General features: G+C 69.8%; 8 protein-coding genes and 3 pseudogenes. 6 read left to right on the top strand and 5 right to left on the bottom strand.

Going from position 1 to position 16,595, the window contains the following annotated elements; all coding sequences use genetic code 11:
• Positions 1-126: 126 nt before the first annotated feature.
• The 4 genes and pseudogenes from ACFU5O_RS36785 to ACFU5O_RS36770 all read left to right on the top strand — a co-directional run.
• The gene (locus ACFU5O_RS36785; RefSeq protein ID WP_384247219.1) at positions 127-990 is read left to right on the top strand and encodes an oxidoreductase; all 864 of its coding nucleotides are present in this window, start codon (positions 127-129) and stop codon (positions 988-990) included.
• Between the two features lie 96 nt (positions 991-1,086).
• Positions 1,087-1,281, top strand: a complete 195-nt coding sequence (locus ACFU5O_RS36780; protein WP_384247221.1) for a hypothetical protein — start codon at positions 1,087-1,089, stop codon at positions 1,279-1,281.
• A gap of 15 nt (positions 1,282-1,296) precedes the next feature.
• Positions 1,297-1,626 (top strand): hypothetical protein, encoded by a 330-nt coding sequence (locus ACFU5O_RS36775; RefSeq protein WP_384247216.1) that lies wholly within the window; start codon positions 1,297-1,299, stop codon positions 1,624-1,626.
• A gap of 148 nt (positions 1,627-1,774) precedes the next feature.
• Positions 1,775-2,047, top strand: a pseudogene (locus tag ACFU5O_RS36770) (transposase family protein); the annotation flags it as partial.
• Positions 2,048-2,455: 408 nt separating this feature from the next.
• On the opposite strand, the pseudogene ACFU5O_RS36765 reads toward ACFU5O_RS36770, so the two are convergent.
• A pseudogene (locus ACFU5O_RS36765) lies at positions 2,456-2,584 on the bottom strand (DUF4157 domain-containing protein); the annotation flags it as partial.
• 966 nt (positions 2,585-3,550) lie between these two features.
• Between ACFU5O_RS36765 and ACFU5O_RS36760 the strand changes: the two are divergent.
• A complete protein-coding gene (locus ACFU5O_RS36760) occupies positions 3,551-4,345 on the top strand; it encodes a flavin reductase family protein (protein ID WP_384247214.1) in 795 nt (264 codons plus the stop codon).
• Positions 4,346-4,588: pseudogene (locus ACFU5O_RS36755) on the top strand (hypothetical protein); the annotation flags it as partial.
• A gap of 107 nt (positions 4,589-4,695) precedes the next feature.
• Here the strand turns inward: ACFU5O_RS36755 and ACFU5O_RS36750 are convergent.
• The 4 genes from ACFU5O_RS36750 to ACFU5O_RS36735 form a co-directional block, all read right to left on the bottom strand.
• Positions 4,696-6,333 (bottom strand): amino acid adenylation domain-containing protein, encoded by a 1,638-nt coding sequence (locus tag ACFU5O_RS36750; RefSeq protein ID WP_384247212.1) that lies wholly within the window; start codon positions 6,331-6,333, stop codon positions 4,696-4,698.
• A gap of 26 nt (positions 6,334-6,359) precedes the next feature.
• Positions 6,360-7,274, bottom strand: coding sequence for a proline iminopeptidase-family hydrolase (locus tag ACFU5O_RS36745; protein ID WP_384247210.1), 915 nt, complete (start codon positions 7,272-7,274; stop codon positions 6,360-6,362).
• A complete protein-coding gene (locus ACFU5O_RS36740) occupies positions 7,274-7,576 on the bottom strand; it encodes a hypothetical protein (protein WP_384247207.1) in 303 nt (100 codons plus the stop codon). Before ACFU5O_RS36740 ends, ACFU5O_RS36745 begins: the two co-directional genes overlap by 1 nt.
• Before the next feature lie 73 nt (positions 7,577-7,649).
• Complete coding sequence (locus ACFU5O_RS36735) at positions 7,650-16,544, bottom strand: SDR family NAD(P)-dependent oxidoreductase (RefSeq protein ID WP_384247205.1); 8,895 nt, start codon at positions 16,542-16,544, stop codon at positions 7,650-7,652.
• Positions 16,545-16,595 lie beyond the last annotated feature (51 nt).

The following is a 16,595-nucleotide window of genomic DNA, read 5'->3' as shown; positions in this document are numbered from 1 at the left end:
GGCCAGGGGCTCGCGCCCCTGGCCACCCGACCGCGTCCCTGCCTCCGCCGCAAATATGGAAACTTACCCAATGGACGCGCCGAGCGATCCGCAACGATGCCGCGAACACAGCCGAGAGGCCTTCCGATGAGTATCCCCGCCCTGCAGACGCTAACCCTCGCCGACGACCTGAGCATCACTCGGATGGGATACGGCGCGATGCAGCTGACCGGTCCCGGTGTCTTCGGACCGCCCAAGAATCGCACTCGGGCGATTGCCGTGCTGCGCGCAGCGGTCGAGCTCGGCATCACCCACATCGACACCAGCGACTTCTACGGGCCGGCTGTCGTCAATGAACTGATCAAGGAGGCCCTGCACCCCTACCCGGCCGGTCTGCACATCGTCACCAAGGTCGGCGTCCGCCGCAGCGCCAACGGCGGCTGGATCACCTCCCTGGACCCCGCCGACCTCAAGGCCCAGGTCCACGAGAATCTCCGGCACCTCGGCCTGGAGACCCTGGACGTGGTCAACCTGCGCACGGCCGCATTCGACGGTGACGGGTCCTCCATCGCCGAGCCGTTCGGCACCTTGGCCGGCCTGCGTGAGCAGGGCCTGATCCGTCACCTCGGCCTCAGCGGGATCACCGACGCCCAGCTCACCCAGGCCCAGACCATCGCCCCCGTGGTCACCGTGCAGAACCGGTACAACCTGGTCGACCGCGCCGACGACGACCTCGTCGCTCGCTGCGCCGAGGAGAACATCGCCTACGCCGCGTTCTTCCCACTTGGCGGCGGATTCCACCCACTGCGGTCACGGATCCTGCGCGACGTCGCCCGCCGCCTTGGCGCCTCCGAGCAGCAGGTGGCGCTCGCCTGGCTGCTGCAGCGCTCGCCGTCGACGGTGCTGATCCCCGGAACCTCCTCCGTCGCTCACCTGCGGGAGAACATCGCCGCGGCCGACCTGCAACTGCCCGACGAGGCGATCGCCGAACTCAACACCATCGGGCAGTGACCCTGTGGGCCCTTATTCCGGTGCAGGGCATTGGCAGGGAGCTGACGATTAACAACTTCGGTGCTCTGTAGGGTGGTTGGGTCGTAGGATCCCGGTGTGATGGAGGGGATCGAGGCGGCGCTGGTGGAGAAGTTCGCACGGTTGCTGCCGCACCCGGATGAGCGACGTCGGCGTCCGGTACTCGGCGCGGGTGCGCGGGCGCTGGGACACGGCGGGATCCGCGAAGATCTCAAGCGCGGAGCACCAGTCGACGACAACTCGAATAAGACCAGCAGGATCACGCGACACTAGAGAAGGCGGCAACCAATGAAAATTCGAGACCTCCACAACGAATTCACCGCGGACCGCGCCGCCGCCGAGCGTGCCTACTATGGGAAATTCCTCACTCTCGAGGGAATCTCAATCCGAACGGGCGAAAGCCAATATGGTACGCCGGTGGTGGATGTGTCAGATGTCCCCGGAGGCCCCCACCTCGCCATCTTCGTGCTGCCGTTTGACCACCGAATCAAGGAATCATTCCGGCTTGTGCAAGGCGTCCCCCTGGGCGTCACCGTCACCGTCAGGGGAGAATGTCGGGTCTTCAGCGAGGACGGAACAGTGCTGGTCATCAAGCAGTGCGAACTCCTCACCCCATGAGTCCCAGGGGCGTTTCATAGTCCCGGTGATCACGTGAGTCCGCAGGTCGCGGTGGTGCGAGAAGTGCGGGTCGGGCCGTCACGAATGCAACGAAGCTCCGGTTGAACGGGGTGACCTTCCCAAGTCGCCCTGAAGCGCCGGAGCTTCGATGTGCCGCCAGTCTGCCACCGTCTGCCTGACCAAGTCGCCCGCTCTGGGCGGCGTAACGGGGTTGCCGCTGGTGGAGCGGTTGCGAGTGCTGCCCGATCCGCTGCGGCGTCGGGGGGTTCGTCACCCGTTCGTGGCGGTGCTGCTGGTCGCCGCCTCGGCGGTGCTTGCCGGCGCGCGCTCGTACGCGGCCATCGGCCAGTGGTCCGGGAATGCTCCTCAGCACGCCCTGGCCCGCCTCGGTGCCCGGGTCGTCGGGGCGTTGGGGGTGCGGGTCGCACCGAGTGCCGCCACGATCCGGCGGGTTGTCGGCCTGGTCTGCCCCGGCGGCCTGGCCGACCTGACCGGCGCTGATCCTGCCGGATCGGACTCCGTGGTCGTCGATCTGGTCGCGCTGTTCCAGCTGCTCCGCCGCGCTCGCGGCGAGCGGATCCGGGGCGCGCCGGGGCATGCGCTGCACCGCCGCTCCCGGCCCTGCCGCGTGCGTGTGTCCCGCGTGCTCCGCGGGTGCGGACGGGGCATTGCCCAGGACGCGCCTGGCCTGTTCCTCGGCCGCGCGTTCGAAGCGGTCGCCCGGGTCGGAGACCCGCGGCCCGTCGCCCCGGTCGGTGCCCGCGACCGGGCCGGAGCGCTGCTGGATGACATGGGTCAACTCATGGGCGAGCGTGTGCCGGTCGGCGCCGCCCTCGCCGATGACGACATGACTGCCGGAGGTGTAGGCGCGGGCCCCGAGTTCCGCCGCGGACTCCCGCGCCGCACCGTCGGTGTGCAGACGTACGTCGGAGAAGTCCGCCCCGAAGCGGGCCTCCATGTCGGTGCGGGTCGCGGTGTCGAGCGGCCGGCCGGGACCGCGCAGCACGTTGTGCACGGACCGCTGGACGGCCGTCTCCGCCGCCCCGTCGTCCGTACGTCCCCGCTGGACGGCCTGCCCGACGGCGGCGTTCCCGGCGAGCCGCTGCAGGGCGAGCAGATCCGCCGGATCCGAGGAGCCCAGCCGACCGGGGGCGGGCAGCCGACCGTCGCAGGGGGAGGGGATCTCGCGCCGCGCCGGGCGGGCACCGCCCTGGTCGTGCTCCCGCTCGTGCGAGGGACGCTGCCGTCATCAGCCCTCCCGGTCTGTCCGGACAAGAAGAGTCCATGGTCGGGGCCGGGGCCCGCCGGATGGAGGCCCTTCGGCCAGGAATTCGGGCAAACGCGAAGCAGGCGATGCAGGCGACCGGTGCAATCACTTTGCCGGTTGCGGCGGGTGACCTCACCAGCAGGCCCGGTTCGCTCGGCATCCGGCGCACGTTCGGCGTGCGGGTGCTCACCTGGGAACAGGACTACCGGGACACGAACAACCGAACCGCAGCAGGCTTCATCAGCACGTGCTCGTCCCGTTCCGAGAACGGGACGAGGAGGAGATCTGGCATGTGGTCACCGACACCGACCGACGCCCCAGGTTTCGTCGACCTTGTCGGCGAGGCCGTGCCGCCTGCCGACGGGACCGCCGCCGACCGAGGACGGAGGTACGCGGCATCGCGGGCGCCCACGTCACGCCGCCTGCCGAGGGCCACCACCGCGCAGGTTGACGGCCCCCTCTTACGCTCGCCAAGTGCGCCCCCGGCATGCGTCTTTCCGTGTGCGATCCCCGGCTCTTCGAGTACCGGGAGGGAGTTGAGGAGAGGCGCTCGTTGGGGTCAGCGAGCCTTCACCTCGTCGACGTCCAGGCCGCGGTCGATACCGTGCGGGACGACGTTCTGCCCGGGCTCCAGGTCCAGGCGCTTGCCGTCGAGACATGCTCCGCCCCGGGGACCTCATGGACATCGCCAGCCCCCGCGGAACGTTCGTACTCGAAGAGAGCTCCCGCCCGGTCGTCCTCGTCTCCGCAGGGATCGGTGCCACTCCCGTGCTCGCCATGCTCCACCGACTCGCCGCCGCACGAGACCCACGCCCTGTCTGGTGGATCCACACCGCCCACGACCGCGCCCACCACGCCTTCGCGGACGAGGCCCACGCGCTGCTGGCACAACTCCCCAACGCCCACGAGCACATCTACTACACCGCCGAAGCCGCCCCACATCGCGACGAGCCCCACATCACCCAGGGGCGTCCGACCACCCGGTCACTCGCGGCCATGGGCATTCCCACCGACACCGACGCCTACCTCTGCGGACCGCCCGCTTTCATGGACGACCTCGGCGCCCAGCTGCGCGATCTCGGTCTGAACCCCGCGCGGATCCATACGGAACAGTTCAGCGCCCTCCCCGCCATCAACCCCGGCGTCACGCCCACGGCCTCGATCCGGCCGCACCAACCACCCGGTCCCCCGGGCACCGGCCCCCTCATCACCTTCGCCCGCAGCGGCATCACCACCCCATGGTCACCCGCCCACTCCTCCCTCCTCGACCTCGCCGAAGCCTGCGACATCCCCACCCGCTGGTCCTGCCGCACCGGCGTATGCCACACCTGCATCACCCATCTCGTGGCGGGCGACATCACCTACACGCCCCAACCCCTCGAACCCCCGGAGACCGGCACCATCCTCGTCTGCTGCAGCCAACCCGCCACGGAAGTCGTCCTCGACCTCTAGGTCCCTGAGACCGAGGAGTACGGCATCTCCGGCACGGTCTTCCGCTCGGAGGTGCCGTTCCATCCCGGACGCCTGTGGACGTTCGTCACGGAGAGACTCGACAGCGGAGCGTACGGGCAGGTCCACTGGCTCGTGGCGGAAGGCGAAAGCCTCCCGGCGCTCGATCCGTTTCCCGCGTGGGACACCTACGGAATCGACAACGCCTGCGAGCACGAGCACCCGGAACTCGTCCCGCAGATGTGAGGACCCTGCGGCCGGCGTGCGATGCCTCCTGGGCCCCGGGACCCGGCCTCGGGCCCCACGGAGGACGCGCGGCACCTCCTGCACCGTTGGAGCGGTTGGCGGCGTGCTCAGGGATTGCCGCTGGCGGCAGACCTTCCGGCCGTGCTGTCCCTGGCGGCCCCACCGGCCGTGGCCAGTTCGGCGAGGACGGTGCGGTCGGCCTTGCCGTTGGCGGTGAGGGGAAGTTCGTCGAGGAAGAGGATCTTCTTGGGGACCATGTAGGCGGGCATGGTCTGCTTGCACAGGCGGGCCAGTTCGGCGGTGGTGACCTCGGCGGAGGGGGCGACGACGAATGCCGCCAGTGCCGGTTCGCCGTCGGGCTGCGTGACCGTCAGGGCCACCGCGGCCGTCACGGCGGGATGCTCGGCCAGACGGCGTTCGATCTCGCCCAGCTCGATCCGGTTGCCACGGATCTTCACCATGGAGTCGGCGCGGCCGCAGAAGTACAGCTCGCCCGAGGGACCGCGGTGGGCCAGGTCGCCGGAGCGGTAGACGAGTTGTCCCGGGCGAGGGTCGAGCGGGTCCGGGACCAGGACGGCGCGGGTCGCGGCCGCGTCGTTCCAGTAGCCGGTGAAGAGGGACGGGCAGCGGACGTACATCTCACCCACGATGCCGGGTTCCCCGACCGGTTCACCGACCTCGTCGACGAGCAGGATCTCGGCGCCGGGGTACCCGTGCCCGATGGACAGGATCTCGGTGTCCTCGGGCAGGGGGTTCGGGACTTCGGCGAAGGAGCACGCCACGGTCTCGGTCGCGCCGAAGGCGTTGATGACGCGAAGGTGCGGCAACAGGGCACGCAGACGGTGCAGTTCGGGCAGCGGGAAGTTCTCGCCGGCGAAGAGAATGCCGCGCAGGTGCTCGCCGAGCTCGGCAACGCCCTCGGGCTCGTGGCGCAGAAGCGGGCGCCACAGGGACGGCACGCCGTGCACCACGGTCGCCCGCGTCTGCCGGAGGAAACCCAGCAGGCGGCGGGGGAAACTCAGGAAGTCCCGGGGCACGACCACCAGGGTGGCGCCGGAGGCCAGGGTCACGCAGATGTCGAACAGCGCCACGTCGAAGGCCAGTGGCGATGTGCCGGCCACCCGGTCGTCGGCCGACACGGCGCCGAAGCGTTGGGTGCCCCGGTAGAAGGCCAGCGCGGAACGGTGGCTCATCACCACGCCTTTGGGAAGGCCGGTGGTTCCCGAGGTGAAGATGATGTACGCGGTGTCGGTGCCCACCACCTTGTGCCTTCGGCGTGGGCGGGCCGGTGGGGTGCGGTCGAACGTGATGCCGTCCGCGTCGAAGGTCGCGGTGGGCAGCGACTCGTTCGGACCGCGTCCGGGACGCCCGGCAGGATGGAACAGGGCCACGGGGCCGGTGGTGTCGATGATCGACTCGAGCCGCCGGGCGGGGATCTCGGGGTCGACCGGGATGAAGGCGGCGCCCAGCCGGGCACAGGCGAGCAGGAGCGCGATCGCCGACGAGGAGGTGTGGGACTCGACGATCAAGCGATCGCCGGCGTGCAGGCCCGCCGCCGTGAGCTGCTTGGCGTAGTCCTCGACCCGCTGTGCGAGTTCGCGGTAGGACACCGTCTCGACACGACCCGACGGGCCGCGCTCCACCACGGCCGGCTTGTCCGGGGTGAGGGCCGCCGGGGCCAGCACGAACTCGTCGAGGATGTCGGCGGGGAACAGCGGCGCGAACAGCTCCTCGGCCACGGTCATTTCCTCATTCCGTTCCTGGCGGGCGACTACGGTCTTTCCTGACAGGTGACTACGGTCTTCAGATAGTCCGCCACGATTTCCCGGAAGCGGTCCGGCTCCTCGAGGTGCGGCACATGGCTGGAATCCTCGAGGATTTCCCAGCGCACATCCGGTATGAGGTCCGCGTAGGGCTGCACCGTTGCCGGGGTGGCCTCGTCGTGGCGCCCGGAGATCAGCAGCGTCGGCACCGCGATCCGTGAGATGCAGTCCGTCACGCCCCAGTCCCGCAGACTTCCGACCACATGGAATTCACTGGGGCCGTTCATCGTGAAGTACACGGTCGGGTCGTTGTACATTTCGAAGAACGACGCCTGGTATTCGCGCGGCCACGGGTCGAGGCGGCACAGATGGCGGTCGTAGAAAACACGGGTGGCCGCGTGGTACTCGGCGGCTTCCGTGGTGCCTGCGGCTTCGTGGCGCCGTAGGGTCGCGTCGACCCCGGGAGGGAGCCGGGCACGCAGCACGTCCATCTGCTCGAGCCACAGAGGGTAGGACGCGGGGGCGTCGGCGATGATCAGGCCGCGCAGGCCCGCCGGCGCGGCCGACGCGTGCCTGGCCACGAGCAGACCGCCCCACGAGTGTCCGAACAGGGCGTAGTCGTCGGCGATGTCCAGATGGCGCAGGAGATTGTCCAGCTCCGCAAGGAACAACTCGACGGTCCAGAAGTCCCTTGGCTCATCGGGCAGATGAGTCGAACCGCCGTTGCCGATCTGGTCGTAGTGCACCACCGGAACGCCCTGCTCGGCGAGAACGGCGAGGCTCGACAGATAGTCGTGCGTACTGCCCGGGCCGCCGTGTGCCACGACCAGCGCCGTTCGGTGCGGCGACAGTTCGCCGGTGACCCGGTACCAGGTCCTGAACTCCCCGAACGGCGCTGTGCCTTTGACAGTGGGGCGGATCACTAGACTCGCTTGCCGGTCACCGGGAACGTACCGAACATACCCGGCTTCGCCTTTCCGGTCATCGTGTCGCCGTTGCGGGTCAGCGTCAGCTTCATCGTCAGCGGAACCGGCTTGAGGGACTTGACCTTGAACGAAACCAGATCGCCGTCGACCTTGCCGTCCCTGATGTCCGGATCGATGACCTGACCGTTGGCCCGGCACTTGCCGGTCAGTGCCTCGCCCTCGGACTTCAGGTCCACCCAAAGGCTCTGCTTGCCGATGGGGCTGTCAATCGTGAATTCCCAACTGCCGTCGGCACTCATTTATGCTCCGTTTTCTCATCGATCGCGTACTTTCACGGACGAAGGTATTGAGGAGCGTGCCCCGGCAGTACCCCTACGCACCCCTACCGGCCTGCGTGGAGATCCAGTCCTCGACAACGGCCCCCGCCACCGCGGCGTGCTCCTCGATCATGGAGAAGTGGGTGGCCCGCACGCCGGCGAAACCGTGCGTGGAATCCCATGGTCTGGCCTGCCAGCTGTCGTCGCCGTCGGCGGTCACCTCCGGCGGCATGAACGACTCGTCGGCACCGACGAACAGCACCGGGGCGGTGACCGGATCCAGCGTGAACCGCGGTACGAGGTCGAAGTAGCGGTTCATCGCCGACAGCGTGCTGCTGTGGAACATGCCGAACTCCGCGTCCTTCTCGACCAGTCCGATGGTGAGCTGCTCCATCAACCGACCCTGGTCGCTGTCCTCGAGGTCCACGCGGTAGGTGTCCATCAGCACCACGCCCGCGGGCCGGACGCCCCGCACCCGCTCGAGGTGACCGGCCGTGGCGTATGCGAGCGTCCCTCCCGACGAGTAGCCGAGCAGGACGAACGGCCGGCCCGCGGCGGTACGGAGAACGGTGTCGGAGAGGTAGTCGGTCACCGCGTCGGTCGACTCGGGAAGTGGCTCACCGGCGGCGAATCCGGGGTTGGTCAGGGTGATCATCGTCCGCTTGCCCCGGAACGCGGCGGCGAGCCGGGCGTGCTGGTGGGGCCCGCCCGTGGCCATCGGGGTGCTGATACCGATCAGGACCGGCTCCTGAGGGCCCTCGGCGAGTTTCACACCGTCGGGAACGGGTCCGAAGTCGGCGGTGCAGGTGAACCTCGGGCGCAGATCGGCGACCGCGCGCAGCAGATCGAAGCCCTTGATCACGTTGTCGGACAGCACGGCGGCACGGAACAGCTGAGCCAGGGTGTCCGGGGCTTCGGCGGGCGCCTGCGCGGCAGCGGGAAGCGAGAGGTCGATGTGCAGATGCCGGGCAAGGGCAGCGGCGTTCTTGTTGTCGAACACCGACATCGGGGACAGGCGCAGGCCGGTCGCGGTGGTCAGCCGGTTGCGCAGCTCGACGGCGGCGAGGGAGTCGAACCCGAGCTCCAGGAAGTCCCGTTCGGGGTCGACGGCGTCCGCGCTCCGGTGGCCGAGTACGGCGGCGGCATGGGCGCGGACAAGTTGGGTGAGCACCCGGGCCTGTTCGGGTTCGGGCAGGGCCGCGAGCTTGCGGACCAGGCCCGCGGCGTCCGCCGTGCCGGCGGCGTCGCGGCCACGGACGGCAGGGACGAGGCCGCGGAGCAGCGCCGGGAGTTCTCCGGTCCTGGACCGCAGCGCGGCGGCATCGATCCTGACCGGGGCCAGCGTGGCGTGGGTGGTCGTCAGCGCGACGTCGAACGCGGCGAGACCGTCCTCCACGGTCAGGGCCGGGAAGCCCTGGCGGGAAAGGCGTGCCGTGTCGGCCGCGGTCAGCCATTGACCGAGGCCCGCCTCTATGCCCCACAGGCCGTAGGCGAGTGATGTGGCGGGCAGGCCGCGGGCCGCACGGTGCTGCGAGAGCGCGTCGAGAAAGACGTTGGCCGAGGCATAGCCGCCTTGACCCGCGGCGAGCGTGAGACCGCCTGCGGAGGAGAACATGACGAACGCGGCGAGCGACCGGTCCGCGGTGAGTTCATGCAGGTGCCATGCACCATCGACCTTCGAGCGCAGGGCGGTCTCCATGCGCTCCGGGGTCAGCGAGCCGACGACACCGTCATCGACCGCGCCCGCCGCGTGGACGACTGCGGTCAGCGGCGCGTAGGGGCCGATGGCGGCCAGGACGGCGGCGAGTTCATCACGATCGCCGACGTCGCAGGCGACGATACGGGCGTTTGCGCCGAGTGCGCTCAGCTCGGCGGCCAGATCGCCGACTCCGGGGGCGTCCATGCCCCGGCGGCTGGTCAGCACCAGGTGGCGGATGCCGTACGCGGTGACGAGATGCCTGGCGACGATCGCACCGAGGCCGCCGGTGCCGCCGGTGATCAACACGGTGCCGTCCGGGTCGAGAGACACAGGCGGGGTGTCGGCCGGCTGTACCTCCCTGACCAGGCGGGGTACGAGGATCCTTCCTGCGCGGATCATCAGTTCCGGCTCACCGGCCGACACCGCCAGGGCGACGGAGGATTCACTGCCGGCGGCGGCGGCCGCGGCAGTGGGCTCATCGAGTTCGTCGATGTGGGCGTTGTCGACGTTGTGAATGTCGTCGACGTTGTCGACGTTGTCCACGTTGTCGACGTTGTCGATGTCTGCGAGCACGAACCGGCCGGGGTTCTCGGCCTGTGCAGCGCGGATCAGTCCCCAGACGGGGGCCTGAGACAGCGCAACGTCGGTGTTGTCGTGCGTCATCGCCCCATTGGTCGCGATCACCAGCGTCGATGTGTCGAAGCGTTCGTCGGCGAGCCAGAGTTGGACGGCGGCGAGGACTTCCGTGAGGGCCGCTCGTACGTCGGACGGCACAGCGGTCGGCGCGGCGGACAGTGCGGCGGACGATGCGGGTGCGACGCGCAGGAGGACCGCGTCGGGGACGGGTGCGCCCGCGTCGATGGCCGCGGCGAGGGCGGTGAGATCGGCATGAGTGCATCCGTGGCCGACCGCCTCCCGGACGGCCGGGGCCGGTGTGGGACTGGCCGGGGTGATCGGGGTCCAGTCGATACGGAACAGGCCGTCGCGCCCCCGCCGGGCGGCGACCAGCTGCGCGTCGCTGATCTCGCGCAGGGCCAGCGCACCGACCGTGGCGACAGGGGCGCCGGACAGGTCGGCGAGGTCGAGCGCGACGGCCTGGTCGCCGGTCGGCCTGAGCCGGACCCGCAGGCCGTGGGCACCGTGCGCATGCACGGCGACGCCACTCCAGGAGAACGGCAACACGGTGGCGCCACCGTCCCCCGCGTCGGCCAGGCCCATCGCGTGCAGGGAGGCGTCCAGCAAGGCCGGGTGCAGGATGAACCGGGCGGCGTCGGCGTGTGCATGTTCCGGCAGTTCGATCTCGGCGAACAGCTCGTCGCCGCGCTGCCATGCCGCGCGCAGGCCCTGGAAGACCGGTCCGTAGCCGTAGCCGCGGGCGAGCATCGTCTCGTACGCATCGTCCACCGGGACAGCCGCCGCACCGCGCGGTGGCCACTCTGCAAGGTCGGTCGAGGCCGGCGGCATGCCGGTGCCGAGCACGCCTTCGGCATGCCGGATCCACGGCTGGGTGTCGTCGGTGCGGGAGTGGATGAGCACGGTACGGTCGCCGCTCTCGTCGGGGCTGCCGACCGACGCCTGGACGGTGGTTCCACCGTCCTCCGGCAGGATCAGCGGTGCGGCGAGTACCAGCTCTTCGAGGACGTGGCAGCCGACCCGATCGCCCGCGGTGATCGCCAGTTCCACGAATCCGGTGCCCGGGAACAGGGCGGAGCCGCCGACTTCATGGTCTGCCAGCCACGGGTGGGTGTGTACCGACAGGCGGCCGGTGAACACGACGGCGTCGGAGTCGGCGAGCGGTACTGCCGCGCCGAGCAACGGGTGCGCGGCCGGGCTCAGACCCAGCGACGCCGGACAGGCACCTGCCGCGCGCTCGGGCTGCCAGTAGCGTTGGCGTTGGAAGGGGTAGGTGGGCAGGTCGACACGGCGGGCGCCGCGGCCTGCGAGCACGGCTTTCCAGTCGATGTCGGTGCCATGGGTGTGCAGGTCCCCCAGGGCGGTGAGCAGTGCGTGGGGTTCGTCCCGGTCCCGGCGCAGGGTAGGAACCAGCAGTGCTTCGTCGGTGTCGGTGTCGGTCAGGCAGTCCTGGGCCATGGCCGTCAGCACCGCATCCGGACCCACCTCCACAAACCTCGACACGCCCAGCCCCGCCAGAGTGCTCACCGCATCGGCGAACCGCACCGATTCCCGAGCGTGGCGCACCCAGTACTGCGGGGCGAGCACCTCCTCACCCGCAAGCCGCCCGGTCAGCGCCGACACCAACGGAATCCCCGCACGATGGAACGAGACCTCGCCCGCCACCGTCGCGAACTCCTCGAGCATCGGATCCATCAACCCCGAATGGAACGCATGCGACACCGCGAGCCGGCGGGCCCGGCGGCCCAGCGCCTCGAACCCCGCCACCACCGTGAGCACCGCATCCTCGATGCCCGAGAGCACCACGGACGACGGACCGTTCACCGCCGCGATCTGCACACCCTCACCCAACAGCGGTACGACCTCCGCCTCGGACGCCTGGACCGCGACCATCACCCCACCCGAAGGCAGCGCCTGCATCAACAGTCCGCGGGCGGCCACCAGCCTGGCCGCATCCGCCAGACTCAGCACCCCCGCCACATGAGCAGCCGCCAACTCCCCCACCGAATGCCCCGCCACAAAGTCCGGCCGCACACCAGCAGACTCCAACAGCCGGAACAAAGCCACCTCAACCGCGAACAACCCCGGCTGAGCCCACCCCGTCCCCTCCACCAACCCGGCATCCTCGCCCCACAACACCCCACGCAACGACCCCGGCAGAAACCCCTCCAACTCCCCCACCACAGCATCGAACACCTCAGCAAACACCGGGAACGCGCCATACAAACCCCGGCCCATCCCCAACCGCTGAGACCCCTGCCCCGTAAACAACAACGCCAACTTCCCACCCGGACCAGGTGAAGCCGTACCGGTCACACCAGCCAGACCGTCCAGAAGCCGCACACGATCCGCACCCACCACCACAGCCCGATGCTCAAACCCGGACCGCCCCGCCAACGACCACGCCACATCCACCGGCCGCAACGCAGACTGCCCCGCCAGATAGGACCCGAGCCGCTCCGCCTGCCCCACCAACGCCCCCGGCGACCTCCCCGACAACACCCACGCCACCGGCCCACCCTCAGCAACAAACGGCACACCCTCCGCCGCCTCGACCGCCCCAGACTCCTCGAGAATCACATGCGCATTCGTCCCGGTGAGGCCGAAGGAGGAGACACCGGCCCGGCGGGGACGACCTTCTTCGCGCGGCCACTCCCTGGTATCCGTGAGCAGTTCCACGGCGCCTGCCGTCCAGTCCACCTGACCCGACGGCTCATCAACGTGCAACGTCCTCGGCAGCACCCCATGCCGCATCCCCTGCACCATCTTGATGATCCCGGCCATACCCGCAGCCGCTTGCGTATGCCCGATGTTCGACTTCACCGAACCCAACCACAACGGACGCCCCTCAGCCCTGCCCTGACCGTAGGTCGCCAACAACGCCTGCGCCTCGATCGGATCACCCAACGTGGTCCCGGTCCCATGCCCCTCGACCGCATCCACATCAGCGGAAGACAACCCCGCAGACGCCAACGCCTGACGGATAACCCGTTGCTGGGACGGTCCGTTCGGGGCGAAGAAGCCGTTCGAGGCTCCGTCCTGGTTCACCGCCGAACCTGCCACCACCGCCAGCACCGGATGCCCAAGGCGCCGCGCATCCGACAACCGCTCCACCAACAACACACCGGCGCCCTCGCCCCAGCCGGTCCCATCGGCTGTGGCGGCGAACGAACGGCAGCGACCGTCCGGGGACAGGCCACGCTGGCGGCTGAACTCGACCAGGATCTCCGGTGAGGCCATGATCGCCACACCACCCGCCAGCGCCAGCGAACACTCACCAGAGCGCAGCGCCTGCACCGCGGAGTGCAGCGCCACGAGCGAGGACGAGCATGCGGTGTCCACCGCCACGGCCGGGCCTTCCAGACCGAACGCATAGGACACCCGGCCCGCGACTGCGCTGCCGCCACTGGAGCTGCCGTAGCCGTAATCGTGGTACATCAGCCCGACGAAGACACCCGTGGCGCTACCTCGCAGCGAGGCCGGATCGATGCCCGCACGCTCGATCGCCTCCCATGACGTCTCCAGCAGCAACCGCTGCTGCGGATCCATCGCCAGCGCCTCGTTAGGGCCGATGCCGAAGAACCCGGCATCGAACTCCCCGACGCCCTGCAGCAGTCCGCCGCCTCGCGCGTAGCACTTTCCGGGCTTGCCGGGCTCGGCGTCGTACAGGTCCTCGTCCCAGCCTCGGTCGGTGGGCAACGGGACGATGGCGTCGACACCGTCCGCGACCAGACGCCACAGATCCTCGGGCGAGGACACATCGCCGGGATAGCGGCAGGCCATGCCCACGATGGCGATCGGCTCTTCGTCCACCCTGGTCGGCATTCTGGCCGGGATGTCCGTTGTGGTTCCGGTGAAGGCCTGGTCGAGGTGCTCGGCGGCGGCGCGCGCGGTCGGGTGGTCGAACACCAGCGTGGCGGGCAGCCGCAGACCGGTGGCGGTGTTCAGCCGGTTGCGCAGTTCGACCGCGGTCAGCGAGTCGAAGCCGAGTTCGGAGAAGGCCCTGTCCGGCTCGACGGCCCGGGCGGATTCGTGTCCGAGCACGGCGGCGACCTCGGTACGGACCAGGTCGAGCAGCACGCGCACGCGCTCCTCGCCGCCGAGGCCGGAAAGGCGGCCCGACAGTTCGGAGCGGGCCGCCGCACGGACCTGACGCGGTACACGGATCAGCCCGCGCAGCAGCGCGGGGACTTCGCCGTTCGCCCGGACCCCGGCCGGGTCCACCTTGATCGGCACCACGGTGGCTGCGCCGCTCAGCGCCGCATCGAATGCGGCAAGCCCTTCGGCCTGGGTGAGTGCCGGAAAGCCGTGCTTGGCCATCCGGTCCAGGTCGGCCTCGGTGAGGGCTGCGCCGAAACCGGTGTCGGTGCCCCAGAGGCCGTAAGCCAGGGAGGTGGCCGGGAGACCGGTGGCCGTGCGGTGCTCGGCCAGCGCGTCCAGGAACACGTTGGCCGCGGCATAACTGCCCTGACCGGCCGCGAGGACCAGTCCGCCAGCGGAGGAGAAGAGCACGAAGGCGGACAGTGGCACCTCGCGGGTGAGCTCGTGGAGGTGCCAGGCGCCGTCGACCTTTGGGCGCAGTATGGCCTCGAGCCGGTCCTGGTCGAGGGTGGTGACGAGGCCGTTGTCCACGACGCCGGCGGCGTGCACCACAACCGTGAGCGGGTGCTCGGCCGGGATCGCGGCCAGCACGGTGGCAAGCGCGTCGCGGTCGGCGGCGTCGCAGGCAGCCACCGTGACCTCGGCGCCGAGTTCGGTCAGCTCTGCGGCCAGATCTGCGGCGCCGGGAGCGTCCATGCCCCGGCGGCTCGTCAGCACGAGGTGGCGCGCGCCGTGCGCGGTCACCAGGTGGCGGGCCACGAGCGCTCCGAGACCTCCGGTACCGCCGGTGATCAGGGCGGTGCCCTGGATCTGTTGTACGAGGGGATCAGGGGTAGCGGTGACCAGCCTGGGCACGAGCAGTGTGCCGTCCCGAAGGGCGAACTCGGGTTCCGCGGAGCCCATGGCTGCCGCCAGTGCCGTCCGGGATTCACCGGAATTGTCGAGGTCGGCCAGCACGAACCGGCCGGGGTTCTCCGCCTGCGCCGCCCGGACCAGGCCCCAGACGGGTGCGGTTGCCAGGTCGAGGTGGTGAACCTGGCTTCGGGTGGTCACGGCCTGCCTTGTCACGATCGCCAGGCGGGCGTCGGTGAGGCGCTCGTCGGCCAACCAGGACTGGATCGTGTTCAGGACGGCGGAGGTCGCCTTGCGTACGTCGGCGGGCACGTCGCCGGTGTTCACCTCGACCGGCAGCAGGACCACTTCGGGCACGTCGATGGCCCCTGAGTCGACGGCGTCGGTCAGCTCGGCAAGGCTGGGGAAGGCGGGTACACCCAGGTCCAGGTACCCGACGACGGCCAACCGCGGCCGGTCGGGCTGTCGTCCGGTGGAGTCGGCGGGCTGCCACTGCACCCGGTACAGCGCTGCTTTCCCGATGTTCCGAACGCTGTCGAGCTGTTGCTGGGAGACCGTGCGGGACACCAGAGATGCCACGGACAGCACGGGCTGCCCCGTCTGGTCGGCGACGTCAACGGTGACACTGTCCGGCCCGTTGGGCGCCATGCGCACACGCAGCGCCGTGGCACCCCCGACGTACCGGGACACGCCGTTCCAGGAGAACGGAAGCACCGTGGCCCCAGAGCCGTCGAGGTCTTCCAGCAGTGAGGCATGCATGGCGGCGTCCAGCAGGGCGGGGTGCAGACCGCAGCGCCGGGCGTCGGTGTGGGCCGTTTCCGCGAGGACGACTTCGGCAAACAACTCGTCACCGCGCTCCCATGCCGCGCGCAGCCCCTGGAACACCGGGCCGTAGCCGTAGCCACGGCCGAGCAGCCGCTCGTACGCCCCTTCGGTGCTCCGTACGGTGGCACCGGGCGGCGGCCAAGTGGTGAGGTCGGAGGACGAGCTGGCGGCACCTGGCGTCAGGACACCCTCGGCGTGCAGAGTCCACGAGGCTTCGGGCTGCGACTCGGTCCGCGAGTAGACCGTGACCGTGCGGCGTCCGGATGCGTCCGGCTCACCGGCCAGAACCCGTATGAACACACCGCCTTCGTCAGGCAGGACCAAGGGGCTGGTGATCGTCAGCTCCTCGATCCCCTCGCAGCCCACCTCTTCGGCAGCACGCAGCGCGAGCTCCACGAATCCGGTGCCGGGCAACAGGATGCTGCCGAGCACATCGTGGTCGACCAGCCACGGCTGGTCCTGTGCCGACAACCGCCCGGTGAGCACCACGGCCCCGGTGTCGGGCACGGCGACAGCGGCACCGAGCAGCGGGTGGTCGAGCGCCGTCACGCCCAACGTCGCCGGATTGGTTCCGAGGTCCTTCGCAAGCCACGACTCGGCAAGATAGTCCTGGACGTCGAGCCAGTAGCGTTGGCGTTGGAAGGGGTAGGTGGGCAGGTCGATCCGGCGGGCGCCGCGGCCTGCGAGTACGGCTTTCCAGTCGATGTCGGTGCCGTGGACGTGCAGGTCACCCAGGGCGGTGAGCAGTGCGTGGGGCTCGTCCCGGTCCCGGCGCAAGGTAGGAACCAGCAAGGCTTCGTCGGTGTCGGTCAGGCAGTCCTGGGCCATGGCCGTCAGCACCGCATCCGGACCCACCTCCACAAACCGCGAAACGCCGAAACCCGCCAGAGT

The sequence above is a fragment of the Streptomyces sp. NPDC057445 genome (assembly GCF_042802855.1).
In the GTDB taxonomy this organism is placed as follows: Bacteria; Actinomycetota; Actinomycetes; order Streptomycetales; family Streptomycetaceae; genus Streptomyces.
The sequence above is the reverse complement of the archived record's forward strand: the minus strand, read 5'-3'. Positions and strand labels throughout refer to the sequence as shown.

Excerpts from the sequence above, each read along its gene's own strand:
- ACFU5O_RS36785 (WP_384247219.1), top strand. The coding sequence starts at position 127 with ATGAGTATCCCCGCCCTGCAGACGCTAACCCTCGCCGACGACCTGAGC.
- ACFU5O_RS36775 (WP_384247216.1), top strand. The coding sequence starts at position 1,297 with ATGAAAATTCGAGACCTCCACAACGAATTCACCGCGGACCGCGCCGCC.
- ACFU5O_RS36760 (WP_384247214.1), top strand. The coding sequence starts at position 3,551 with ATGCTCCGCCCCGGGGACCTCATGGACATCGCCAGCCCCCGCGGAACG.
- ACFU5O_RS36750 (WP_384247212.1), bottom strand. The coding sequence starts at position 6,333 with ATGACCGTGGCCGAGGAGCTGTTCGCGCCGCTGTTCCCCGCCGACATC.
- ACFU5O_RS36740 (WP_384247207.1), bottom strand. The coding sequence starts at position 7,576 with ATGAGTGCCGACGGCAGTTGGGAATTCACGATTGACAGCCCCATCGGC.